Below are 23,966 nucleotides of genomic sequence, written 5' to 3' on the forward strand. Positions count from 1 at the left end.
TCATTCTCCTTTGTCATTTGGGATATAGATCCGAACCAGCAAGCCTCCCATAGTACCAGGCATAATCTCCAGCCCGCCCCGTTCACCATATTTCAATTTCAGGCGGCGCTGAATATTAATCAGCCCCGTCGTCTCTCCTTCATCCTCTGAAGTCAGCTTTCCGGTCATTGCTGCCATTTGCGCTTCCGTCAGACCAATACCGTTATCCTCAACGGAAAAATATAACCGGTCCGCTTCAGCTGCAAATCCAATTTGCAATCTTCCGTCTGTCACAATATCGCCGAGCCCGTGCTCGTAGGTGTTCTCTACAAGCGGCTGCAGAATCAGGCGCGGGATCATAACGCCTTGAAAGTACCCGGGAAGCGGCTCGAAATCTACGAATATGCGATTGGAAAACCGGATATTTTGAATTTCCACATAGGACCGGACATGGCTGACTTCATGCTCGAAGGGAACCTCCTCCAGCCCGTTTCGCGTAATATAGTGAAAATAATCGCCGAGATTTTTGGACACCAATTCCGCCGTTTCATTCTCATCGTTCTTGATCAGCCGGTGAAGAATAAAGAAGCTATTGTACAGGAAATGGGGTGTGATCTGCATCTGCAGCTGCTTTAGCTCCGACTGCTGCAGTCTGATTTTCTGCACATATAGTTCATCGATCAGCGTCTTCAGATTCAGCACGGTTCTCTCAAAACGGTTAAAGATATATCCGAACTCATCCTGCCGTGTCGAAGGGAGAACCGCATTGAAGTTGCCCCCTTCCACACTTCTGAATCGTCTGATCAGCGTCTGAAGCGGACGGTGAATCAATAGAAAGATCCCATATGAGAACAGAATAACGATAACCAGAGAGCTGCCTACAAGCAGCCAGAACCAGATGCCGTACGTTTTCAACTGGCCTACAATGACATTCTCGGGGAAGTAAAAGAGGAGTGAGGCTCCGAGGAACATGGACTTCTCGTAAACTACCATATATTTCTCTTTGCCAACTTCGATTTGCTTCGTAAAAGCTGGCGATTGCTGGACGGTTGAAGCTAATTTTTCTCTGATTTCGGCCAGTGGCTGCGGATATTTATTGTTGGCAATGGTCCAGTTTTCGTTGAATAATATCGCCCCTCCGTCCTGTGGGAACGAATTCAACGCATTTGTTAGCGCTTCCATAGAGAGTTCGATGTTTTGGATAAATAGCGGGAATTGGGCGTTCTTGTCCCGGTTCATCAAGTTGAGCGGATACGTTAAATTCAAATATAGCCGATCCTGCCACACCGTTATCGGAATTCCACTTGTATACGTCGCCCTGGCAATGGCCTCCGCCTCCTCTCTGGTGCTTGGAGTGTCCACTTCATTGGAGGTTGAGACAGTGCCGTTGATCGACTGCATATAGACGCTGATGTCTTTAATATAGCTGCTCGAATCTTTCAATGTCGTTAACTTAAGTTTCAAATCGTTGATCGCTTTCGTTCGCTTGTAATTGGACATGATCGTAAAGGTATTGCTCAATTCCATGAGATCTTCGTCATTAATAAATTCCTGCTGCGTCCGGATAATCCGCTCCAGTTCCTTCTCGAGCGACAGGAAATAATAATGGATGGTCGTCGTAATCGAGTTGGATATCTGGTGCTTCACTTCCTGCTTGCCCAGTTCATTCAATACAAGGCTTAACGTGAATAAAGGCATCGTGATAACCAGAAAAGTAATAATAAGCTTGGGGAAAATAGAAATATTGCCGATCTTTTGCTTCATCCACATCAAAGATGATCCGTCCTCCTTTTTTCCACATAGTATACGATAGCTTGTTGTTATTATCCAAGCTAAAAACGCAAAAAGCCCGAACCGTAATGGCTCGGACTCGGATGGACTGACTAACCGACAAATTCTTGAACCTATTCTCCGTTGAATTGAGCGATGCCGATTTTGGTATAGCTGCCATTCAGAATATTAGCCCGGTGTCCCTCGCTGTTCATCCAATCGTTCATCACTTGCTCAGCGCTCGTTTGCCCGTTCGCGATGTTCTCCCCGGCGGAGCTGAAGGAGATGCCGTTTTGCTTCAGCATGTCGAATGGAGACCCATAGGTCGGCGAGTTATGGTCGAAATAGTTGTTGTTGTACCTTGGACAATTCCCTATCCATGGTCAGCTCGCTCAACCCGGCTTTGCTCCGTTCTTTTTTAACCAATTGTAGAACCTGATCCTCGAGGTGGGACGACGACGGCTGCTCCGATGGTTTGGTTGCTGACGAAGGGGCCTTTGTATTCGGGGTCTTGGTACCCGGTGCTTGGGTACTTGGCGCTTGAGTACCCGGTGCCTGAGTGTTCGGCGCTTGGGTACCTGGTACCTGCGTAATCGTTCCTGGAACAACCGGTACCGAAACACCCGGAACCGGGACTGGGGCCGGAACAGATCTGGTACCAACTAAAGGTTTGAATAATTGTTGTTTGATTCGGACAGGCATCTTATGCGGCGGGAAGGCCGTTGACGATGCTCTTGTTACGGTCGCAGGAGTGCGGGTTGCTCCCGGAGCATAGGTTGCTGCAGGCGATGGGTTTATATAAGTTCAATCTTATTCGCAAGGGAATGGAGCCTTATCCCTTAATTGCCAACGACCGCAGCGACCAGAATAATCGCCCATATGCCGATCGTTGTGATGGATCCGCTAACCCCGAGCAGAAGAGCGCTGTCAATTACCCATAAAAAATGGATAATGGCAAAACGAGCACTTGCCGGGGAGATACTACGTTCCGGGTTGCTGTCCGAAATAGAAATGCGACGACAATGAGCAGGAATACGCCTATCCCTGCTAGTGGAACAGCTGCCGCGGCAAACTGCTCCTTCTGTCGTTGAACAAACGTTCACCGTCCCTCAACGAATTATATGTTAGTAAAGTTTGTATACTTTGAAAATCATTCAGAAACTTTACACACTCACTGTCTATTGCTTATTTGGAATACAGTAACGGGAAAAACTCATTATCGAACTTCTGTCCAAATTGCGGACGTGGCCCGAGCAATCGAACATTATCATGCCGTGCTCTGCCCTCTTTGTAAAAGGTATCTCCAGGCATTAGATGAGCAACAACCGATAACCGAGGCTGATCTGTAAAATTTGTTGACGATCCATGGAAGGTTAGCGCGTGGTGGAAGCTCGCTTGTCCAGCTTTTAGTATACAAGGCTCCTCGATCCAATCACGCGTTGCAAAACGCTGCTTCAGCTTTACCATATCCTGTTCGAAGAATGTATCACTTCCCTCGACTGCGCCCCACTTATGTGAACCCAAGATCGTCATCATGCCGCCATTATTCAGATCTGTATCCTGCAATGCAATCCAAACGGTCACCATATTCGTTGTGCTGCTTGATCGCCAATAGCCGTAATCTTGATGCCATCCCACATTTCCAGCTGCTGTTTCTTGCCCTGAAGTACCTGGCTTGTAGATCACTTGATCATGCCATAGACGAATCTCGTCCTCGTTCAGCAGCTTCGCAGCCATTTCTCCTAAATTCGGATCAGTGACAACACTCCGAACTTCATCGTTAATCCACCAGCCATTATCGAATTTACGAAGAGCATGCGGATTCTCAGAAAGTTTGAAGACATGCAGTGGCATCCCAGCCCCATCATAATCTTTCTTCCATATGCGCTCATGCGCTCCGCGAAGTTGCTCGATTGTCTCGTCATCCAGTAATTTCGGGCTGATCCAATAACCGTCTTGATCAAATCTCTCTTTATCAGCTGCCGTGATGGTATAAGGAATAACTCCCATGATGGACACCTCATCTTTTCTTAGTCAAAGTGGCTTACTTCTTTTATTGTAAACCACAAGATGAGCATTGACTTCCCAAAGCCTATCAAATAGGATTAGAAACATAGGAGATCATTAGAAACGAGAAGGACCGTGACTATGGTAAAAATACAGACGGAAACAGCACGATGGGTGTATGAGTTTTCAGAGTCAAATCAGCTTGCCCATCTGCCTGAATTAATAATGCTGGGATATGACCACTTTCAAGAAGCCTCTCCCCTCGTCATTCACCAGCATGAACGATCGTACGAGTATGTATTCGTGGACAGCGGAAAAGTCACATGGGAGGTAGACGGTCAATTAATTACTTCCCACACCGGGCAGATCTTTCACACCCGACCTGGCGAATGGCATCGTGCACGTCTTAATTTCATCGAACCCTGCAGAATTTGGTGGATGATACTATTGGATCCCTCAGAGCATGTCGGCTGGCTAAACTTACCAGATGAAGAACGTATGGAGATTCATAACCAACTACAAAAGTTACCGAGAATCATACCTGTAGATATCCGTGTTCGTGAACTCTTCACCAAGCTAAGAGACATCATTGAGCATTACGAGCCACTCGCCTCCTGCCGAATTCGTCATTATGTACTCGATATCATTTTGCAAATGCTGAACCCATCCTCTAACCGTCAAATCTCATTTGATCTCCAAAAGGCTATGTTTACTTTGACCGAAACCATTCAGGCAGCGCCAGAAAAGAGATGGACTAATAAAGACCTGGCTAATCAAATCGGCGTAAGTGAATCCCATTTCTATCGATTGTTTCACCTTATGTATGGACAGTCACCTGCTAATTATATGGATCGGCTACGAATTGAACTTGCCTGTCAGATACTCCTTCAGAAAGAAATCAGCATCACAACAGTTGCAATGGATTTAGGTTATAAGACTAGTCAGCATTTTGCCACTGTATTCAAAAAGTATATGGGTCTGTCACCTTCGCAGTGGCGAAGGTGATTTCAGTTTAATAAGTACTCCAAAAAAGCAGTGCGTAAATAAACTATGCTGCCCTTTAGCTCAAGGATGCTGCCTTTATACCAGCAGTCTCGTATTGTAGTGTAGTCATGAAAAAAAGCTGTATCCAAGCGGAAATTCATCCGCCGGGATACAGCTCTTTTTTTTAAGAAGAAATGCTTCTCCCTATCCGGCCCCACCATCAACGCCGGGAAGGGTTCTCGCCCCGTTCACCTGATGTTACCTGCGGTTCCTGCGGCTTCTGTGGAAACTGCAGCTCATAAAGCTGCTTGTATCTTCCCTCATGCTCCAGCAGCGATTGATGCGTACCTTCCTCAATGATCTTGCCTTTATCCAGAACATAGATGCGGTCTGCCCGCTGAATGGTGGATAATCGATGCGCAATCACAAGCGAGGTACGGTTCTTCAGCAAATGCTCAAGCGCATCCTGAATCGCTTTCTCCGATTCGGAATCCAGCGACGAGGTCGCTTCATCGAGAATAATGAGCTGCGGGTCCTTCAGAATCGCCCGGGCGATGGACAGCCGCTGCTTCTGGCCGCCGGAGAGCTTTACGCCGCGCTCTCCGATCTGCGAATCGTACCCCTGCGGGAACGCTGTGATGAAGTCATGCGCATTGGCGGCGCGGGCAGCCGCTTCGATCTCGGCATCGGTCGCCCCCCGCTTCCCGTACACCATATTGTCGCGAATCGTCCCGTTCAGCAGGACGATATCCTGCGAAACAATACCCATCTGTCCCCGCAGCGAAGAGAGACTGAGCTCTGTCAGCGGGTGGCCGTCCATTGTAATGCTTCCCTGCTGTGGATCATAGAAACGGGTGATCAGATGGGTGATCGTCGATTTCCCCGCTCCCGAAGACCCGACAATCGCGGTTATTTTCCCAGGCAGAAGCTCAAAATCGAAATGCTCCAGCACCGGCGTTCCTGTATGATAAGCAAAGCTGACATCCTTGAAAACAACATGTCCCTGAACATTTTCCAGCTCGCGGGGATGCTCGATCTCCACCACCGCGGATTTGGTTTCCAGGATTTCCACGATCCGCTCGTAAGCCGCCGCCGATTGCTGTACCGTGTTCAACGTTCTGCTGAAGCGTCGGACAGGATTCTGCAGCAGCCGCAAATACGCCAGGAAGGCGACAATGCTCCCGACCGTTAAAGCGCCATCCATCGTTTGTTTGGCTCCGTAGATCAATACAGCAGCCATTCCGACAAAATTAATCAGATCAATGATCGGCTCGTAGACAGAGCGCAGCTTCACGGCAGCCAGATTGGCCCCCATGTTCGCCTGACTGCGCACGGCAAACCGCTCCGACTCATAATCTTCCGTGGAGAAAGCCTTCATCAGCCTGATGGAGGATAAGGTGTCCTGCAGATGATTCGTCACCTCGGCCACCGACTCCTGGATCCGCTTGAAGGAGCGGCGGATACGCGTGGAGAAGAATCGCGTCGTCAGAATCATGAGCGGGAAGGTGATCAGAATGATTACGGTCAGCTGCCAATCTACCCATAGCATATAAATGACCACCGCTACGAAGGTGAACAGATCCGTGACGATCGACATCATGCCGGATGATACAAGCTGCTGCAGCATCCCCACATCGCTGGTCACGCGGGACATCAGATCCCCGGTACGGCTGCGGTCGAAGAAGCCGATATCCAGCGACTGCAAGTGCCGGTAGAGCTGGTTGCGGAGTTCGAAGACGGCTCTCTGGCCGATAGAAGCCATCGCAATGCTGCTGATATAATTAAATAAGCCGAGCAGAATAGCGGTGCCCAATATGCCAAGCGCAACCCAGACCAGCGCATAATAATGTTTGCCCGGAATCAGATGGTCAATTGTGTATTGGGTGATCTGGGGTATGCCGAATTCCAGCAGGGAAACCGCCAGAATGGAAATGACGGCTGCAATAATCAGTCCCCACTGCCCTTTAATATGAAAAAACATCCGTTTGTACATGCTCCAGATACTGCCCGGCTTTGGGTGGGCCGGTTCCATCCGCATGCGTCTAGGCGATCCGTCCATCATTCATCACTCCGAATCGACAGGCTTCATTTCTGCTTTGGCCCTGTTCAGGTAAGCCGATAGCTGCTGGTTGATATCTGCCACCACCCGGGCCAGATTCTGCTCCTCCGCCTCGCTGCCGGCAGCGGAGCGCTCCGCCTGGATGAGCTGCCGTAGTACCTGATACGATTCGATACCCAGGCCCAGCTTGCGGCGGAATCTCTCATGCCGGTGCTCCTCTTCTTCGCCCCTGCGCCATTCTCCCCGACCGCCTCCCCGGCCGCTGCTGTACTTTCCAGATTCCGGCTCGGGGATCTCGCTGAGCATCGTGCGTCCTGCCTCTGTAATGCGATAGACCTTCTTGCCGCCATCTTCCGCGGCGATGATCAGCTCCCGGTCCTCCAGCATCTGCAGCGTCGGGTAAATGGTTCCCGCGCTCGGAATATACAATCCGCCTGACTGCTCCTCCAGCGCCTTCATCATCTGATAGCCATGCATCGGCTCCTTCGCGAGCAGTTGAAGCAGGGCATACTTTACGCCGCCTCTGCCGAAATAGCGCCTGGGACCGTCGCCTCTGCCCCGGCCCTGAGCGTGATGCCTGCCGCTCCGGCCTTCATCATGATGCCTGCCGCCCCGGCCTTCAAACTCTTCTGCTCGACGTCCACGATGTTCAATAAAAGGATTAATACGGATTGTACCCATCTAGAATCACTCCTGATTGTTAGAATACGATATATCGTAATATAAAAGTATACGATATATCGTATTGTGTCAACCTCCTTTTCCAGCCTTTACCGGAGGCCTGTATCCAATCTCTTCAAGTTGACAATGATAATCACTTTCATTACAATGCAGATAGTTTATAAACCTTTCCGATCATTTTCTATAAGGATGTGCCCTGAACATGTCGATGCAGCCCGCGCAGGCAGCGATAACCTATTGCAGTACGGCGCGTCAAACGATAGCTGGAGGTCAACAATTCCATATAGAGGAGCAGGAGAACCCCTGTTTCGCAATTATCAGCCATCAACGGGCCGCAATCACGCTCAGTTCTTCCCGGACAGGTCTGCACAGCTCAGGCAAGGCGCTCAGCGGTGAATGTTTTCTCATTCCCGCAGGCAGCTCCTGTATGCTGGTGAATCTGGCCAAACAGGAGCTGCCGCTGACTCTGATCTATTTTAAGGCTGCCGATCATCCGGGTACGCCTTATTCAACCTCTGATATACCGTCAGAGGAATATTGGTATGCCCGTCAGGAGTTCTTGTCCTTCCGGATGCCGCAACTCAGAAGCTGGGCGGAAGATTTCCAAGCCGGGCTTCAATCGGATGGAAGCGACCCTTCCTTATTCTATCTGCAACAGTCGCATGTATACGCCATCGCATCGGGTCTTGTTCAGCATATTGGCAAGCCGGCCCAGCCTGAATCCCATCTGCTGAATTATGTCGGATATGTACAGCAGTTCATGATGGAGCATTATTCTGTCCATGTGGATATCGAAGAACTTGCCCGCTCATCGGGTACCAGCGCAAGCCGTTTCTATCAGTCTTTCCGCTGGCAGACGGGGCTGAGTCCGCACAAATATATAACCAAAATCCGGCTGGATGCCGCGCTGCGCCTTCTGGCCCATACATCATCCTCCATTGTCGGTATTGCTCATTCCGTCGGATATCCGGATGAATATTATTTCAGCCGTCTGTTCAAGAAACAAATGGGCCTCTCGCCGACTGAATATGCCAGCTGCGCCCGGAAAAGAATCGCCACGATGACCACAGTCTTCGACGGCGATCTTGCCGCTCTGGGCATTACGCCCTGCCTGAGCTTTCAACGCGGCTGGCAGGATAACCCCGCACCAGTTCTGCGCGAGCTGGCCGCCAGCAAGCCGGAGCTGATCCTTACAGGCCCGGTGTCCCCGGAGCTTCATGGCGAACTGTCGCAGATCGCCCCGGTTGTGATGCTGCACTGGAAGAAATATTCGTGGAAAGAGCGGCTGCTGGATATCGGCGAGAGGCTTGGACTAACCTCTGTAGCCGAGCGCTGGCTCGCCGGCTATGATCTCAAGGTGGAGAATGCCCGGATCCATGTTAAGAATCACCTGGGCAACGAGCCTGTCCTTCTGGTCGAGGTCGGCCGGAATTGCTGCAGGGTCTACGGGATGAAATGGAAGAAGATGAAAGATGTATTCTATGACGATCTGCAGGTCAAGCCTCCTGCCACGATGGAGCAGACCAGTTTCATTGAAGTGGCTTCCGTTGCGGAAATCGAAGCGATGGATTGCGATAACGTCATGTTTCTGCTGCCACCTTCCGCCACGGCCACAACATGCAGGGAGCTTGAACGGCAATGGCGCGGCGCGGAGCCGCGAAGCATCAGGAAACGCTGTTATTTCATTAAGCATGACAGCGAACAGCATTACAATGCTTCGGTGCATGAGAGCCTGGTGGACCACACCGTACATCATATGCTTGCAGGCAGATAGGCTTTTCACTTCAGCCATGGAGGCATAAAAGCAGAAAAATCCATCTTTCCCGCAGAAAAGTCCATTCTCGCGGACGTGGGTTTTCTGTATCATTCTCATTGAGAATGATAATTATTATTATTTATGGTCACCTGCGCTTAAGCTGCGCCACGGTGTCAAGGAAAAGGAAGCCGATGAACAAACTAACCCTTTGGACCGCCCTGGTGATTCTCTCCTTCGCCTCTTTATTCATAGGCGTCAAGGATATCTCTCCCCTTGACCTGTTCCAGTTAAGCGAGGATCAGGCGCAAATTTTCTGGATCAGCCGGGTACCGCGGCTTGTAAGCATTATTATTGCCGGTGTGAGCATGAGTGTCGTCGGCTTGATTATGCAGCAGCTCAGCCGCAATAAATTCGTCTCGCCGACTACGGCGGGAACCGATGATTCCGCCAGACTGGGCATCCTTGTATCCCTTATGGTATTCGGAACGGCCGGTACGATGACCAAGATGCTGGTGGCCTTTGCTTTTGCCCTGGCCGGGACATTCGTATTCATGAAAATTCTCGACAAGGTCAAATACAGGGATGTGATCTTCATCCCATTGGTAGGACTGATGTTCGGCAATATTATCAGTTCGACAACGACTTTTTTTGCCTATAAGAATAATCTGATCCAAAATATATCCGCCTGGCTGCAGGGCGATTTCTCCACCATTATCAGCGGCAGGTACGAAATGCTGTATATCAGCGTACCGCTTGTGGCGATTGCCTATCTCTATGCGGATAAATTCACGATAGCGGGAATGGGTGAGGAATTCTCTACGAATCTGGGCTTGAACCATAAGCAGGTCGTTAACATCGGGCTGGTCATTGTGGCGCTTGTATCAGCCGTTGTCATTCTGACCGTGGGCACCATTCCGTTCCTCGGGCTCATTATCCCGAATATCGTGACCCTCTATCAGGGCGACAATCTGCGCAAAAGCCTGTCGCATACCGCACTGCTCGGCGCTGTTTTTATTCTGCTGTGCGATATTCTCGGCCGCGTCCTGATTTATCCCTATGAAATTCCGATCGGCCTCACGGTTGGCGTCATCGGAAGCGGTATTTTTCTTTATTTGCTGATGAGGAGAAAGGCATATGACGTATAGATTCAAACTCGCTTCGCTGGGCGTTATCTCTTTGCTGGTCATAACCATTTTCGTCACGATTAATGTCGGCGGCCACTGGGATTATGTGCTCCCCAAACGGCTGATCAAGATCGCCGCCATTGTGCTGACGGGCATCTCCATCGCCTTCGCAACGATGGTGTTCCAGACCATAACTAACAACCGCATCCTGACGCCAAGCATTATTGGACTTGATGCCCTCTATATGTTCATTCAGACGCTGGTTGTTTATGTTTTCGGCTCTATGAGCCTGCCCATCGTGAACAAAAACTTCAATTTTCTGCTGTCGATTACGCTGATGATGCTGTTCGTCAGCATACTCTTCCGCTTCCTGTTCCGCCGGGAAGGGCGCAATGTTTATTTCCTGCTGCTGGTCGGCATCGTCTTCGGCACCTTGTTCGGGAGCATGTCTACCTTCATGCAGGTGCTGATCGACCCTAATGAATTTCAGATCGTTCAGGACCGGATGTTCGCCAGCTTCAACAATGTGAACACCGATGTGCTGACGGTCGCATTTATCGCCGTGCTGCTGGTAGGCGCATACTGTATCCGCTACTACAAATATTTCGATGTGATGTCGCTCGGCCGGGACCATGCGCTGAATCTGGGGGTCCCTTATGATTCCGTCGTGAAGCGGCTGCTTATCGTCGTCGCCATTCTGATCTCCATCTCGACGGCTTTGGTAGGGCCTATTACGTTCCTTGGGCTGCTGGTCGCCAATCTGGCGCATGAGTTCCTCCGCACCTACCGCCACAAATGGCTGATCAGCGGCTCCATGCTCATCAGCATCATCGCGCTGGTCGGCGGCCAACTGATTGTCGAGCGCGTCTTCACCTTCTCTACGACGCTGAGCGTCATTATTAATTTCATCGGCGGCGTTTATTTTCTTTATCTGCTGTTAAGGGAGAACAAGTCATGATTGAAGTTAAGCATGTTACCAAGACCTATAGCGGAAAAGCGGTCATCGAGGATGTATCGCTGAGCATCGCCAAAGGGCGCATCACCTCCTTCATCGGTCCAAACGGTGCAGGAAAAAGCACCTTGCTGTCCGTCATCAGCCGTTTGCTTAAGCAGGATCGCGGAGAGGTATTCATCGAGAATCAAGAGATTTCCCGGCATAAAAGCAATGAGCTGGCGAAAAAAATATCCATTCTCAAGCAGTCCAACCACATTAATGTCCGCTTAACCGTCCGCGAGCTTGTCAGCTTCGGCCGCTTCCCCTACTCACAGGGAAGATTGTCCAAGGAAGACTGGCAGCATGTGGAGGAAGCGATTCACTATATGGATCTGGAGGACATGCAGCATAAATACCTCGACCAGCTTAGCGGCGGCCAGAACCAGCGGGCCTTTATCGCCATGGTGATCGCCCAGAATACCGAATATATTCTGCTTGACGAGCCGCTGAACAATCTGGATATGAAACATTCCGTTCAGATTATGAAGGTGCTGCGCAGACTGGTAGATGAGCGTGGCAAAACGATCATCCTCGTCATTCATGACATTAATTTTGCCTCCTGCTATTCGGACCACATCGTGGCGCTCAAGAACGGGCGCGTGGTCAGGGAAGGTCCGACCGAGCTGATCATCGACACCGACGTGCTCCGCGACATTTATGATATGGACATTCCTGTCCAGCAGGTCGGCGGGAACAAGATCTGCGTCTATTTTGCCTGAAGCTTTCCATTAGCAGTGTATTCGGGATAAGGGGGGAATCAGGGAAATACTTGGCACAACATGACAAGCAACCGATTGTACAAATAAAGGGTAGAGGTGATTGTTTTGAAGAAGGCAAGTCTATTCATTCTGGTATTCATGATGGCAATTGTGATGGCGGCATGCGGTTCAACAAACAAGGAAGGCAACACGAATACATCATCAGGAGCAGGCGGCGCTGTCAATACTTCAGCGGATACCGGGGCGGAAGGCAATGGCGGCGGGAACGCAGAACCGGCTCCCACAGAAGAAATGGAGCTGACGATTGAGCATAAGCTGGGCTCGACCGTTGTGAAGAAAAATCCGCAGAAGGTCGTCGTGTTCGACTTCGGCGTGCTGGATACGCTGGATAAGCTGGGCGTTGAAGTTGCCGGCCTTCCACAGGCTAACATCCCTTCGTATTTGTCCAAGTATGAGGATTCCAAATATGCGAATGCAGGCGGCTTGAAAGAGCCTGATTTCGAGAAAATCAATGCGATCGGTCCCGATCTGATTATTATCTCCGGCAGGCAGTCCGATGCTTACGATGAACTGAGCAAAATCGGCCCAACCATTTTTCTTGGTGTAGATACGGCCAAATATATGGATTCGTACAAGCAGAATGCAGAAACGATTGGCCGGATTTTCGGCAAAGAAACACAAGTGCAGGACGAGCTGGCCAAGGTTGAAGCATCGATTGCCGCGCTTCATGAGAAAGTCACGGCAAACGGTAAAAAAGCGCTTGTAATTTTGGCCAACGAAGGCGCAATCAGCGCGTATGGACAAGGCTCGCGTTTCGGCATTATTCATGATGTGTTCGGGTTTACGCCTGTTGACCCCAATATCGAAGTTTCTACTCACGGGCAAACCATTTCCTATGAATATATTGCCGAGAAAAATCCGGATTACCTGTATGTCGTTGACCGCGGTACGGTGGTAGATGGCCAATCAACTTCCAAATCATCGCTTGAGAATGATCTGGTCAAGAAAACAAACGCCTACAAGAACGGGAACATTGTTTACCTGAACGCTGATTTCTGGTACCTCTCCGGCGGCGGGCTGATCTCGGTCGAAGAAATGGTGAAGGAAGTAGACGCAAGCCTGAAGTAATGAGGAGTGAAGGATGCCATGGAACTGGCCAAATTGCTTAAGGAAAGACGCTCCGTGCATGTATTTGAAGACCGCGAGGTGCCGCTGGAGACGGTGCAGGAGCTGCTGGAAACGGCAGTCTGGGTGCCCAATCACCGGATGACGCAGCCCTGGCGCTTCGTGATCATCTACGGCGATGGCCGTAAACGCCTTGGCGCATTGAATCCGCGCGGTAAAGGCGGCTTCGAGAAGGATCCCGCTAAAGTGGCGGAGATGGCCCAGAAATTCCATAACAAGATGATGGGCGTACCGATGTATGTCGTGGTATTGATGAAAGAGCACCCCGTCCTTGGCGTGCGTGAAGAAGATTATGCCTCCACCAGCTGCATCATTCATAATCTGAGCCTGCTGCTGTGGGAGCAGGGGATTGGCATGGTATGGGAAAGCTATGGCTTTATGCATGACACCGGCTACCGGGAAGCTGTCGGAGCTTGTCCGGGCGAGAAGGTTGTGGGCAGTCTGCATCTGGGATATCCGGAGCGCGTTCCTGCGGCGCAGGCCCGTATTCCCGCTTCGCAGCTGACGACGGTGATCAGCGAAACCTGACCTGGCCGGCTTACCGGGCAAACCATGATCCGTCTTCGTAGAGGCCGATGATACAAAAAGAATGAATTGCGGCCTCCCTTGCGGCGGGGGGTCATTTCATCCCCTGGACGTGTTCAACACAAAAAACCAATCCCTCCTGCCTGATGGCGGGGATTGGTTTTTGTGTTGTTGGCCATGCTGATGCCCTCTGTGTCAGGGCTAGCCGTATTTTGTTGTTGCCCTGCCGATGCCCCCTGTGCCAGGGCCGGCCGTATTTTGTTGTTGCCCTGCCGATGCCCCCTCTGTCAGGGGGCTGGCCGCGTTTCCTCCGCCGCTTTGATCAAAGCGGTTTCCGGCCTGCCTGATCGAGGCGTCTCTTCGCTTCCTCGTACACATCCGGAGCAAGCGCGCCTTTGCCGGCAAAACGTAAATTCTCATTCAGATGCTCAGGGTTCTTCGTCCCTACGATCGTTGTTGACAGCTGCGGGTGGGATAAGGTGAAGCGCAGCAGGAAACCGGTCCGGCTCTCTCCCTCTTCCAGCAGCTCGTCCAGCTTGGCCGCTTCCCATACGGACCAACGGTCCTCCGCTCCGCGCCCGGCTCCCGGCTCGCCTTGTCCAACTCCGCCGCGGATGATGATTCCCGCCCCGCCTTTACCCGCCTTGGCGATCAGATTCTCATGCTCCCGCTCCAGGGCGGAATAAGGAATCTGGAAGGTGTCGAACGCACCTGTATCCATGTAAGCCGGAAGATGAGGCAAATACGACGAGATTCCGATCCAGCGGACTTTGCCCGAAGCCTGAATCTCCCTCAGCACGTCAATCAGCCCGCCTTCCTCCGTCTGCTCGACCGTCGGTCCATGGAGCTGGAGCAGATCGACATAGTCCGTTTTCATCCGACGCAGGCTCGTATCGATATTATGTAGAAGGTTGTCGCGCGTCCATACATGGGGCGTATCATCGTGATCGCCCTTGTCGACCAGCGTGCACCCGCACTTGGTCGCCAAAAAATATTCATTCCTGCGATGGCTGATATACTTTCCGATCAGCTCTTCGCTTCTGCCATAGTCGTATGCGGTATCGATGAAGTTGATGCCTGCGTCCAGAACAGCATTCAGAATACGCTCCGAATCCTCATCGGCGACAGGCCGGCCGTTCCATACCCGGGGACCGCGAATCTCCATCGCTCCGAAGCCCAGCTTCGTCACCTGAAGGCCAGTGCGGCCCAGCAATGCCTTTTCCATTTTCAGTATTCCTCCTTTAATTCGGATCCATGAATACCCTTCCATTATACGCTTCGTCGGCAGCCATGAACAATCCAGTCCCGGACATTAGGAGAAAGAGCCCCTTTCTCCAGAGAAAAAGGGGCGTGCCCAAACGATCTTGTATTCCCTTAAAGCTGCTCATATTCCAGGAAAGGATCAGGAATATCTGCCCTGTACGCGGCGGAGTCGCCGGCGCCCACATACAGATCCGCCCGTCCGCCGCTCTTGCGCACCAGACCGCCGCTGAAGATCACATCCACCAGATCGGGACGCTTGGCCGGTCCTTGCGGGAAGCTTTCGCGCCGGGCGATTATTTTCATTGGCGTCTTCTCCAGTGTATCCGGGTTGATCGCAAAGGTCATCGCATAATAATGACGGCTGCCGTCCAGTTCGTCGAAGGAGGCGACATGTCCCAACACACCGACGAGGCCGTTCGCCAGCAGATGCGCCTCATTGGCTCCGCCCCACTGGGTAGCGGTGAACTGATCCTTGAATACAGGCGCTTCGCCGATCAGATAAGCGGTTACATCTTCAAGCCGGTCGACCTTGAAGAATCCGATCTGCCCTCTTCCGCCCACATAGCCTTGCGGACGTGTTAATACGCCGATTTCTCCGCTGGCAAGCTCAATCAGCCGGATATCCTTCATATTATACGGTCCGCTCAGAAAATGCCGCAGCCCGGCGATATCCGCCCCGCGGTAAAACTCCGTCACCCAGGCCACAATCCGGTGCGGATGCAGCGGATCGGCAATCACCCGCACCCCGCCGAAGATCAATTCGCCTTTAATGCGCGTAATGAAAGGATCCTGCAGCTCATAGACCGGATAATCCGGGTGAGGCCTCCACACCTCGCCTTCCTGGCGAAAGAAAACCGCCTCTGAAAATTCCGTGCTGCGTCCTTCTGCGCGTCCGGCGATCACCAGGCTGCCCCGGTCGGCAAAAGCAGCCGATATGTTGTACACATCCCGGCTGTCTACCCCTTCGAAAATAATCCGTTCCCCGCCTGTTACAGGCTCATTCTTCTCAAATTCCCGCAGCATATCTGCGCAGGTCTGAACCAAGGTCGTTTGCAGCAGCATATACAGTCCCTCCGTAACGGTTTGCCATTAAACCGTGATGTTATAATCGATGATGATGCCATTAACGAACCGTTGTCTGCCTTCTTCAATCACGTCCTCGTCTGCCGGTACGACAATCGCAAGGATTACGGCTGTAGCCGGAAGCGCAAGCTCCACCGGCCCGGTCATACGTTCTGTCAGAAAAGTATGCGATACTGCATCATATACGCGAATAGGCTCCGTCGTTCCGGTCTCCATCCGGCATTTGAGCTTCTGCTGGTGCGGATTGTAACACAGATATGCCGGAAACGCTCCCTCGCGATCATAGTCGGTGCCCTGACAATCCAGGCGCAGAATGCCTTCCGCCTCCGCAGCGCCAATGACAATATGACGATAAGCCATCAGCATTCCGACCCAATCACGGCTGTCGCGCATCTTATTGGGCCCCGGGATATCAGCCGTTTGCTGAACCTTCCGAATCATGGGGTATCCGCTCCTTTTCTGGCATGAAATGAGCTTGTCTCTTGTAACGTGCAGCCGGTGCAAGAATCATTTCCTTCATCAAAAAAGGATGAGCAGCAAATCGCTCTGCTGCTTCATCCGGGCGTACGATTACGTTCAAGCAGATTTATTTCGCTGCTCCCTGCTGATCGAGGAAAGCCTGAAGCTGCTTCTTCACTTCTGCTTTTATTTTCTCAATGTCCTCCTGGAGACGGTCGTTGCCCTCCCATTTCTGCTGCAGCTTCGCCATGCCTGCTGCGGGATTTGCGACCATGCCCAGCTTGTAGGCCAGCTCATCGTTAAACACTTTTACAAAATCGGGATTGGCCAGCTGATTTTTCACCGGCTCCTGATTGAAAGCAAATCCGGCCAGCGCCGATTTCACGAATGTTTTCTCATCGGCGATATAACGGTAATATTCAACCATATTATCCGGCACATTGGCGGAAAGTCGAATGTAGTTCGGATTCCAGGTCAGCATATACCCAGGGAAATTATAGTTGGACGCTACATCCACGCCATCGGGATATTTATATTTGTCGTCGCCGACCGGCTCCCAGTTCTTTCCTTTGATGCCGAGCTCGAACAGATCATGATTGTCCTGGCTCTCGAAAATCCAGTTGATAAAGGACATGGCACGGTCCGCGTTGGCGGAGGTTTTCGGAATACAAAGGAAGTTCCAGATCCGGAAATCGCTCACATAATACGGGTTCGGCTGCACCTTGTCGCGTGCTTTCTGCTGGGCCAGGAATATCCCCAGTTCACCTGTAGGAACGGCTGCTTTGAGCTGCGCCTGGATAGAATCGAAATTCGAAAGCACCTCGAGCATGGAAGCGGCTTTGCCTGCGGCAAACGTGCCGCCCGCATCCTTGCGGACAATCGGCTCTTTCTCGATATACCCCTTGTCATGCCACTGGCGGATCGTCTCGTAAGTGGAATAATCTTTGGTATTAAACGGGGCGGGAAGATTGGCCATATCCGCCGTCTTGCCTCCATTTATAAGGACATCGGTTACCTGGTTGTCTTTGATCATGGTCGTTGCGGTGACATTCGGCCCAAGAACAAGATCCCACAGGCCTGCGCCTGATTTATCGGGTAATTCTTTGTTGCCTTCAATAACGGCTGCGGCGCCGTAATTTCCATCGTTCTTGATAATCAGCGGTGTGACGTTCTTGTCGTTCTTGAGCACATTGTCATAAAATTTCTGCAGTTCCTCATAGCTGGTTATATCGGACATGCCATATTTCGTTGCCAGATCCTTGCGGTAGAATACCGCGCTCAGCTCGCCCAGGTATTGGCCCAAGGGGACGCCATACGTATGAAGAGCGCCGTCCACACCGGTAAATTTATTGTTATTCAGATAACCATCGCCAAATGACTTCTTCAGGCCCGGATACTGGTCGCTGTTGAAATAGCTGTCCAGGTTCGTATAGTTGTCCTGGGCGATGAAGGTATTCATATTCATCCATGGCGCGTCAAAGGCAATATCGACCTGTTCGCCGGCCGAGAGCTTCAGCTTCAGCTTGTTCACATAATCCGCCTGCGGGGTAAACGTGAAGTTCAGCTTCAGATTGAGCGTATCCTTCGTCTGTTTCTCAAATTCCGCAATCACATCGTCGAACTGCTTGGGCTTGTCGCCCCACAGCATAATATTGAGGGTGACCGGATCGGGTGTCTTGGTTCCTTCATCCGTGGCGGTTTCTTTATCCGGCGTATTGGCCGCTGTACTTCCGGTGTTGTTTTTCTTGCCGTCATTGCTGTTGCTGCTGTTGTTGTTGCTGCTGCATGCCGCAAGCATGGATGTGACCATCATGACCGAGAGCATAAGCGAGACTGTTTTTGCAGCTTTCTTTTTCATGTATAACCCTCCCGAAGATGAATGTAATAACTCTCTATGCCAATCGGCTATTAACCGAGTTTAGCCTTTAATTGCGCCTACCTTCAAGCCTCCTACAAAATAACGCTGCAGGAACGGATAGAGGAAAATAATCGGCCCCACCGTAACCATCGCTGTCGCCAGCCTGACCGTATAGGCCGGGGCAACCGCCTGCGTGGATTGAGCGCCGGCTACTGCAATGTTCTGTGCCATATCCACATTGCGGATAATCTGCATAATGATGTACTGCAGCGAGAACAGGTTCGGGTTGTCGATATACAGCATCGCCGGAGCCCAGGAGGACCAGTAGGCGAGTGCATAGAACAGGCCGATCGTCGCCAGCGCAGGCAGGGAGAGGGGAAGCACGATCGAGCGCAGCACCCGGGTTTCCCCGGCGCCTTCAAGCTTTGCCGATTCGAACAGTTCTTTCGGGATATCGTTGAAGAAGTTGCGCATCAGGAACAGGTTCCACGGCGAGAGCAGCGCGGGCAGGATATACACCCAGATTGAATTTTGCAAATGCAGATATTTGGTCGTCAGAATGTAGCTGGAGACCATCCCGCCGCTGAACAGCATCGTAAAGTAGAAGAACAGCGCAATATGGGAGGCAAAATAGAGTCTTCTGCCGGATAAGGCATAAGCGGCCATACTGGTTACCAGCAGGCTGAGTCCTGTTCCCACGACCGTAACGAAGATGGTAACGAGATAAGCCCGCGGTATGGTGCTGGTGGAGAATATGGCCTTGTAGGCGGATGCCGAAAATTCATTGGGCCATAAGCGGTACCCGTCCCGCAGCAGGGCCGATTCATCGGTGAATGAGCTGGCTACCACCAGCACGAACGGGTACAGACAGGCAATCGCGAAGATCGCGGAAAAAATATAGAAGACGACGCTCATCCATCGTTCATGACTTGCGTTTGTCATAGCTGCAACCTCCTGTGTGCTAGAATAATGCGGATTCTTTGTCCAGCTTGCCGGCAATTTTGTTTGCTGTAATGACGAGAATGAAGCCAATCACGGATTGGTACAAAGCGATGGCCTGCGTCATGCCAAGCGATCCGGAGGTGCGCAGCGCCCGGAATACATAAATATCGATCGTATCCGTACGGTCGGTAAGGAACGTGTTATCGCCCACAAGCGAATAAATCATATCCAGATTGCCGCCGAAAATATTGCCCAGACTCAGCAGGAACAGCATCACAATTGTGCTCTTGAGCATCGGCAGCGTAATCCGGAAGATGCACTGCAGCCGGGATGCTCCATCCATGCGGGCCGCTTCATACATTTCCTTGTCGATGCCCACAATCGCCGCCATGTAGACGATGGCTCCAAACCCGGCTGTTTTCCACAGGTTCAGCACAACGAGAATGGGCGGCCATATGCTCTCATTCGTATAAAAATCGATGGTGCTGGCTCCGATGGTGGAGAGAAACTGGTTGATCACGCCCGTATCCGCCGTGAAGAAAGCGACCGAGAACAACCCTACAATCGGCCAGGAAATAAAATTCGGCAGAATCATGACGGACTGCATCACCCGCACCACGATGCTTTTGCCAAGCTCGGTCAGCATTACCGCCAAGGCGAGCGACAGAATGGTGCCTGTAATAATGAACATGATATTGAAGAACACCGTGTTATAGGTGATCGTCATCCATTCCTGACCGCGGAAGAAAAATTTGAAGTTGTCCAGCCCGATCCATTCGCTATGCCATAAACCTTTAATGGGATTAAAATCCTGAAAAGCGATAAGAACGCCAACCATCGGCAAATAGGCAAAGATGATGCTGAATAACACGGCCGGTATGGCGAGCAAATATAAATAACGGTTATTGATCAAGTCCCGCAAGCCCTTATTTCGTATTGATGCCGCTTTCATATTGGCTCTCCTTTCGTTTTGCGCTTGCCCGCTTGCTCCTATAGTCTCATTGTAACCTTCCCCTGCCACAGGGCGTTACCATCCCATTTATCGGGATAGGATGATTTTTTTGCCCGGATTGTGCTGCAGAAACAAAAAAAATCGCCCGTTTGGGCGAAATTTTTCTCTGCTTAGCTATCGACAATATTGTAGTTAAGAAATATTATCAATGAAAGAATAATCAGATTTCATTGGCTTAAGGAGGCATAAGGATGGGCTTACCGGACATTCATAGCAACTTCAATTTTTTCTTTGACGGTCTTCATATGCGTAGACAGACGGATAACCGGACGGAATGGATGAAGCTGGAGCCGCAGATGGGGGAGGGCTCCATCCGAAGGATAGTGCCTCGTGCCGATCTGGGAGCCGCTATTGCAGAGTTCAGGCTGCACGGCGACCGCGTAATCCGTCTTCAGACCACGACGGCTATGGTGGAGCTGAGTTACTGCCTGGAAGGAGCCAGAGAAATTCAGGTGTCCGGCGCAAAACACGAGGTCGTGCCTCCCGGCAGCTTCGCAGTACAGTTCGTCGATTCGGCCGAAGCCGACATGCATTTTTCGGGGGGGCAGTCCTTTCGAATGATAAGCATCGGCATCCCGGTCCCGACCTTCCACCGCTTCATGGAAGAGGTTGGCGGGACGCGATCTGTCGATTTCAATCGGATCATTGGGAGACAGTCTTTCCGGATGTTCCGGGAGACAATAGATCCGGCATCCCATATACTGCTGCTGCAGATGATGAATGCAGAAGCCGGCATGCGGAACCTTGAAGTGGAATACAAAATACTGGAACTGATGTCCAGAGCCTTCCGCTCCTTCCATCCAAGCGGCAGGCCGGCTTCTACCAGACTGTCCCGGTCCGATATGGCCAAGATAGCAGAGGCGAGGGAGATCATGCTGGCGCGGATGACGGATCCTCCTTCGCTCCTGGAGCTGTCCCGTTTCATTGGCCTGAATGATAATAAATTGAAATTCGGTTTCAAGGAAATGTACGGAACAACGCTGTTCGGCTACCTCAAGGAGCAGCGTCTGGAAACAGCTTACCACCTGCTGCAGAATAGCGGCACAAGCGTAATCGAGGCGGCGCTCGCCGTCGGCTACTCGAATCCCGGTTACTTTGCAGAAGCCTTCCGCAATAAATTCGGCATAAATCCCGGCGCGTTCATTCGCCGGAATTAAGCCGCTCCCTTGATATTCGGATCATGAAGTTGCGGATAATCCCCCAAACCGCCGTCCGGCTCCGTCCAGAGGTAGAAGGCGTTCCCTGTACGATGGTATGATTTCGGATATCGGGGAAGGAGAGATGGATATGGCAACCACGCATCATTCAAGCTTGCAAAAAGAACTGGAAGCAGTATGGAAACACGGAATGGAGGTGCTTCCGGAGGAGGTGATCGGCGCCTTCGAGCAATCGATCAGCCAGCTTCGGGATTCCGGTTCCGCCAAGGGATTATCGGTCGGAGCGGCGGCACCCGATTTCACTCTGAGCAATCAGACGGGCAGCAACGTCAGCTTATCGGCGGAATCCGCAAAGGGACCGGTAATTCTCACGTTTTACCGAGGGTCATGGTGTCCGTTCTGCAACTTGGAGCTTAAAGCGTATCAGCACATTCTGGCCGGCATTCAAGAGGTGGGAGCTCAACTGCTCGCGGTAAGTCCCCTTACTCCGGACCATTCGCTGACCCTTCGCGAGAAACACAAGCTCGAATTTCATGTCCTGAGCGATTCGGACAATCAGGTGGCGGAACGGTACCAGCTTAAATTTTCACTCCCCGAAGAATTGCGGGAAATCTACCGCTCGCTCGGCTTTGCACTGGAGGAATATAATGGTGACGATTCCTGGGAACTTCCCGTGCCAGCTACTTATATCATCGACAAGAATGGTATTATCCGTTTTGCAAGCGTGAATCCGGATTACCGGACACGGGCGGAGCCCGATGAGGTACTGCGTTTTCTCCATTCGTTATGAGGGGACTTTATTTTCATCCAACACCTTGCAGAGACATCATTCCTTTTAATGGAGGCCACGCAATAGCTGCAGGCTCTACCTTTGTCGTGATGCTCGAATTCGATTGGATTATCAAGGCTGTACTATATTAGTTATATCACCTGAGGTACCAGTACATATTTGAAAACAGCGGCAGTTTGGACCGGAAAAATAGTCCTGGACTGCCGCTGTTTGGTTGAGCTAACGTTTCCCGTTTGTTGAACAATATTTGCAACATTTTGCAAGCTGCCAACTTACTTCTCCGTAGCTTCACCGGATGTCAGACAGGTCTCAAAGTGCACCTCTACCCTTCTCGCCACCTGATCTACAGAATCTGAGCCATCCACTTCGACATAGGGTAATCCACATGATATGACCTCTTGACGGAGATAATCCCTCAAAAGAGCTTCTCGACCAAAAAAGTTGCTCTGAAATCGTACCGGATCGCTCGATCTAATTCTCAATTGTGGTTTGTCCCTCTTGGCGGCAGACTCTAGGGCAAACTTCTCGGTCGGCAATAGCCAAATTGCCTGATGGATATCCGAGAGTAGCGGTTGAACTAGTTTTGGAAAGAGTCGAGGGCCCTCCACCAAAATTTTGGGCCACTTAGGCATGGCCTGAAGATCCTCGCAGATCATGGGAAATCGCTCGTCGTTGGTGGTGAGGATATCACGAAACATGGCCTCGGGTGTGGTATATACCCAATTGTCGTCGATCGTCTTACCTGACCCTTTGTACATCGCGGGATGTAACGCAGGATCGGCACGAGCGATGAAATGGTTATGCTCATGGAAATCGCAAGGGTATATTTGCCAGCGATGCCGTTCTGCGAGCATACGCGTAACAGTGCTCTTGCCCGAATCCGAAGCACCGCCTATCCACAGTACATGGGATAAAGAATCCCTAAGCTCCTTTGTAGCTTCATACCCTTCTGACAAGAGCATCATCTCCCTTACCTCTATTCAGGCAAGAGTTTAACATATGTTTTTTGGATAAAACAGTCTGTTTTTCCAGTTGTCACTTTGACATCATTAAATTAAAGCGATTGATTTATTCCACAACTCACAACTTATCAACCGTAAATAGCGGTTATTCAATGTGTGAGTTCTTTAACATTTTATTATATACGTTGACGTATATATACACTTTGGTGTATATTGCATGTATGAATACAACAACCATGCAATTAACGTTACTCACACTTGCCGAGCCGAATCGCTTCAATATTGTTGAGCTTTTAAAAAAAGCGCCGCGATCGGTGAGCGAAATCGTTCAGGCCCTCAACATCGGTCAGCCGCAAGTGTCTCGCCATCTGCGCATTTTGAGCGAGGCCGGGTTGGTGCGCGCCCGCAGCAAGGCACAACAGCGAATATATAGCCTCGAAGCCCAGCCGTTTCAGGATCTGGATGAATGGTTTGATTCATTTAGTATCCTTTGGGAAGAGCGTCTGGATCATTTCGAGGATTATATGCTCGACTACAAAAGAAAGGAGGACGTATGATAGCCTTCTATCTCAAGCTTTATCGCAGCAACATCCGGAACTACCAAGCCATTTGGAATGAGCGGTTGAATGCGCTTGAAAATAATCTAAAAAGGATGAA

22 protein-coding genes are annotated in these 23,966 nt (G+C 51.0%); 10 read left to right on the forward strand and 12 right to left on the reverse strand.

Annotated features, from left to right (window positions below; genetic code table 11):
• The 3 genes from IEY46_RS23500 to IEY46_RS23510 all read right to left on the reverse strand — a co-directional run bounded on the left by IEY46_RS23500 (position 1) and on the right by IEY46_RS23510 (position 3,759).
• Positions 1-1,749 carry a sensor histidine kinase gene (locus IEY46_RS23500; RefSeq protein WP_188995607.1) on the reverse strand — a complete coding sequence of 583 codons (1,749 nt, stop codon included), beginning with the start codon at positions 1,747-1,749 and terminating at the stop codon, positions 1-3.
• 134 nt (positions 1,750-1,883) lie between these two features.
• Positions 1,884-2,126, reverse strand: coding sequence for a CAP domain-containing protein (locus IEY46_RS36480; RefSeq protein ID WP_308422836.1), 243 nt, complete (start codon positions 2,124-2,126; stop codon positions 1,884-1,886).
• 808 nt (positions 2,127-2,934) lie between these two features.
• A complete protein-coding gene (locus IEY46_RS23510) occupies positions 2,935-3,759 on the reverse strand; it encodes a phytanoyl-CoA dioxygenase family protein (RefSeq protein ID WP_188995609.1) in 825 nt (274 codons plus the stop codon).
• Between the two features lie 138 nt (positions 3,760-3,897).
• On the opposite strand from IEY46_RS23510, the gene IEY46_RS23515 reads away from it, so the two are divergent.
• Positions 3,898-4,761, forward strand: a complete 864-nt coding sequence (locus IEY46_RS23515) for an AraC family transcriptional regulator (RefSeq protein WP_188995611.1) — start codon at positions 3,898-3,900, stop codon at positions 4,759-4,761.
• A gap of 199 nt (positions 4,762-4,960) precedes the next feature.
• Here the strand turns inward: IEY46_RS23515 and IEY46_RS23520 are convergent, their stop codons facing one another.
• Together IEY46_RS23520 and IEY46_RS23525 are read right to left on the reverse strand one after the other, a co-directional pair.
• Positions 4,961-6,802: an ABC transporter ATP-binding protein gene (locus IEY46_RS23520; protein WP_229750484.1), complete on the reverse strand. Its 1,842-nt coding sequence runs from the start codon at positions 6,800-6,802 to the stop codon at positions 4,961-4,963.
• 3 nt (positions 6,803-6,805) lie between these two features.
• The gene (locus tag IEY46_RS23525; protein WP_188995615.1) at positions 6,806-7,480 is read right to left on the reverse strand and encodes a PadR family transcriptional regulator; all 675 of its coding nucleotides are present in this window, start codon (positions 7,478-7,480) and stop codon (positions 6,806-6,808) included.
• Between the two features lie 202 nt (positions 7,481-7,682).
• Between IEY46_RS23525 and IEY46_RS23530 the strand changes: the two genes are divergently transcribed.
• The 6 genes from IEY46_RS23530 (at position 7,683) to IEY46_RS23555 (ending at position 13,786) form a co-directional block, all read left to right on the forward strand.
• A complete protein-coding gene (locus IEY46_RS23530) occupies positions 7,683-9,254 on the forward strand; it encodes a helix-turn-helix domain-containing protein (protein ID WP_188995617.1) in 1,572 nt (523 codons plus the stop codon).
• A gap of 173 nt (positions 9,255-9,427) precedes the next feature.
• Entirely contained in the window at positions 9,428-10,381 is a 954-nt protein-coding gene (locus tag IEY46_RS23535; RefSeq protein WP_188995619.1) for an ABC transporter permease, read from the forward strand.
• Entirely contained in the window at positions 10,371-11,318 is a 948-nt protein-coding gene (locus IEY46_RS23540) for an iron chelate uptake ABC transporter family permease subunit (RefSeq protein WP_188995621.1), read from the forward strand. The genes IEY46_RS23535 and IEY46_RS23540 overlap by 11 nt, the downstream gene beginning before the upstream one ends.
• Positions 11,315-12,073, forward strand: coding sequence for an iron ABC transporter ATP-binding protein (locus IEY46_RS23545; protein ID WP_188995623.1), 759 nt, complete (start codon positions 11,315-11,317; stop codon positions 12,071-12,073). The genes IEY46_RS23540 and IEY46_RS23545 overlap by 4 nt, the downstream gene beginning before the upstream one ends.
• Positions 12,074-12,178: 105 nt before the next feature.
• The gene (locus tag IEY46_RS23550) at positions 12,179-13,201 is read left to right on the forward strand and encodes a siderophore ABC transporter substrate-binding protein (protein WP_188995625.1); all 1,023 of its coding nucleotides are present in this window, start codon (positions 12,179-12,181) and stop codon (positions 13,199-13,201) included.
• 18 nt (positions 13,202-13,219) lie between these two features.
• Complete coding sequence (locus IEY46_RS23555; RefSeq protein ID WP_188995627.1) at positions 13,220-13,786, forward strand: nitroreductase family protein; 567 nt, start codon at positions 13,220-13,222, stop codon at positions 13,784-13,786.
• A 319-nt stretch (positions 13,787-14,105) separates the two neighbouring features.
• Here the strand turns inward: IEY46_RS23555 and IEY46_RS23560 are convergent, their stop codons facing one another.
• From IEY46_RS23560 to IEY46_RS23585, 6 genes are all read right to left on the reverse strand, one after another.
• Positions 14,106-15,008 carry an aldo/keto reductase gene (locus tag IEY46_RS23560; protein WP_188995630.1) on the reverse strand — a complete coding sequence of 301 codons (903 nt, stop codon included), beginning with the start codon at positions 15,006-15,008 and terminating at the stop codon, positions 14,106-14,108.
• Between the two features lie 149 nt (positions 15,009-15,157).
• Positions 15,158-16,108 (reverse strand): DUF1861 family protein, encoded by a 951-nt coding sequence (locus IEY46_RS23565; RefSeq protein ID WP_188995632.1) that lies wholly within the window; start codon positions 16,106-16,108, stop codon positions 15,158-15,160.
• Positions 16,109-16,135: 27 nt separating this feature from the next.
• Positions 16,136-16,570: a hypothetical protein gene (locus IEY46_RS23570; RefSeq protein WP_188995634.1), complete on the reverse strand. Its 435-nt coding sequence runs from the start codon at positions 16,568-16,570 to the stop codon at positions 16,136-16,138.
• Between the two features lie 145 nt (positions 16,571-16,715).
• The gene (locus IEY46_RS23575) at positions 16,716-18,446 is read right to left on the reverse strand and encodes a DUF3502 domain-containing protein (RefSeq protein WP_188995644.1); all 1,731 of its coding nucleotides are present in this window, start codon (positions 18,444-18,446) and stop codon (positions 16,716-16,718) included.
• A 60-nt stretch (positions 18,447-18,506) separates the two neighbouring features.
• Positions 18,507-19,388: a carbohydrate ABC transporter permease gene (locus IEY46_RS23580; protein WP_188995646.1), complete on the reverse strand. Its 882-nt coding sequence runs from the start codon at positions 19,386-19,388 to the stop codon at positions 18,507-18,509.
• A gap of 19 nt (positions 19,389-19,407) precedes the next feature.
• Positions 19,408-20,340, reverse strand: a complete 933-nt coding sequence (locus tag IEY46_RS23585; RefSeq protein WP_188995648.1) for an ABC transporter permease — start codon at positions 20,338-20,340, stop codon at positions 19,408-19,410.
• 251 nt (positions 20,341-20,591) lie between these two features.
• Here IEY46_RS23585 and IEY46_RS23590 point away from each other — a divergent pair, with 251 nt between their 5' ends.
• A complete protein-coding gene (locus IEY46_RS23590) occupies positions 20,592-21,557 on the forward strand; it encodes a helix-turn-helix transcriptional regulator (RefSeq protein WP_188995650.1) in 966 nt (321 codons plus the stop codon).
• Between the two features lie 130 nt (positions 21,558-21,687).
• Complete coding sequence (locus IEY46_RS23595) at positions 21,688-22,347, forward strand: peroxiredoxin-like family protein (protein WP_229750485.1); 660 nt, start codon at positions 21,688-21,690, stop codon at positions 22,345-22,347.
• A gap of 272 nt (positions 22,348-22,619) precedes the next feature.
• Here IEY46_RS23595 and IEY46_RS23600 read toward each other — a convergent pair whose 3' ends face one another.
• The gene (locus IEY46_RS23600) at positions 22,620-23,303 is read right to left on the reverse strand and encodes a hypothetical protein (RefSeq protein WP_188995655.1); all 684 of its coding nucleotides are present in this window, start codon (positions 23,301-23,303) and stop codon (positions 22,620-22,622) included.
• A gap of 227 nt (positions 23,304-23,530) precedes the next feature.
• Here IEY46_RS23600 and IEY46_RS23605 point away from each other — a divergent pair, with 227 nt between their 5' ends.
• Entirely contained in the window at positions 23,531-23,866 is a 336-nt protein-coding gene (locus IEY46_RS23605) for an ArsR/SmtB family transcription factor (protein WP_188995657.1), read from the forward strand.
• Positions 23,867-23,966: the final 100 nt, after the last annotated feature.

This window comes from Paenibacillus nasutitermitis (assembly GCF_014641075.1).
Taxonomy (GTDB): Bacteria; Bacillota; Bacilli; order Paenibacillales; family Paenibacillaceae; genus Paenibacillus_Z; species Paenibacillus_Z nasutitermitis.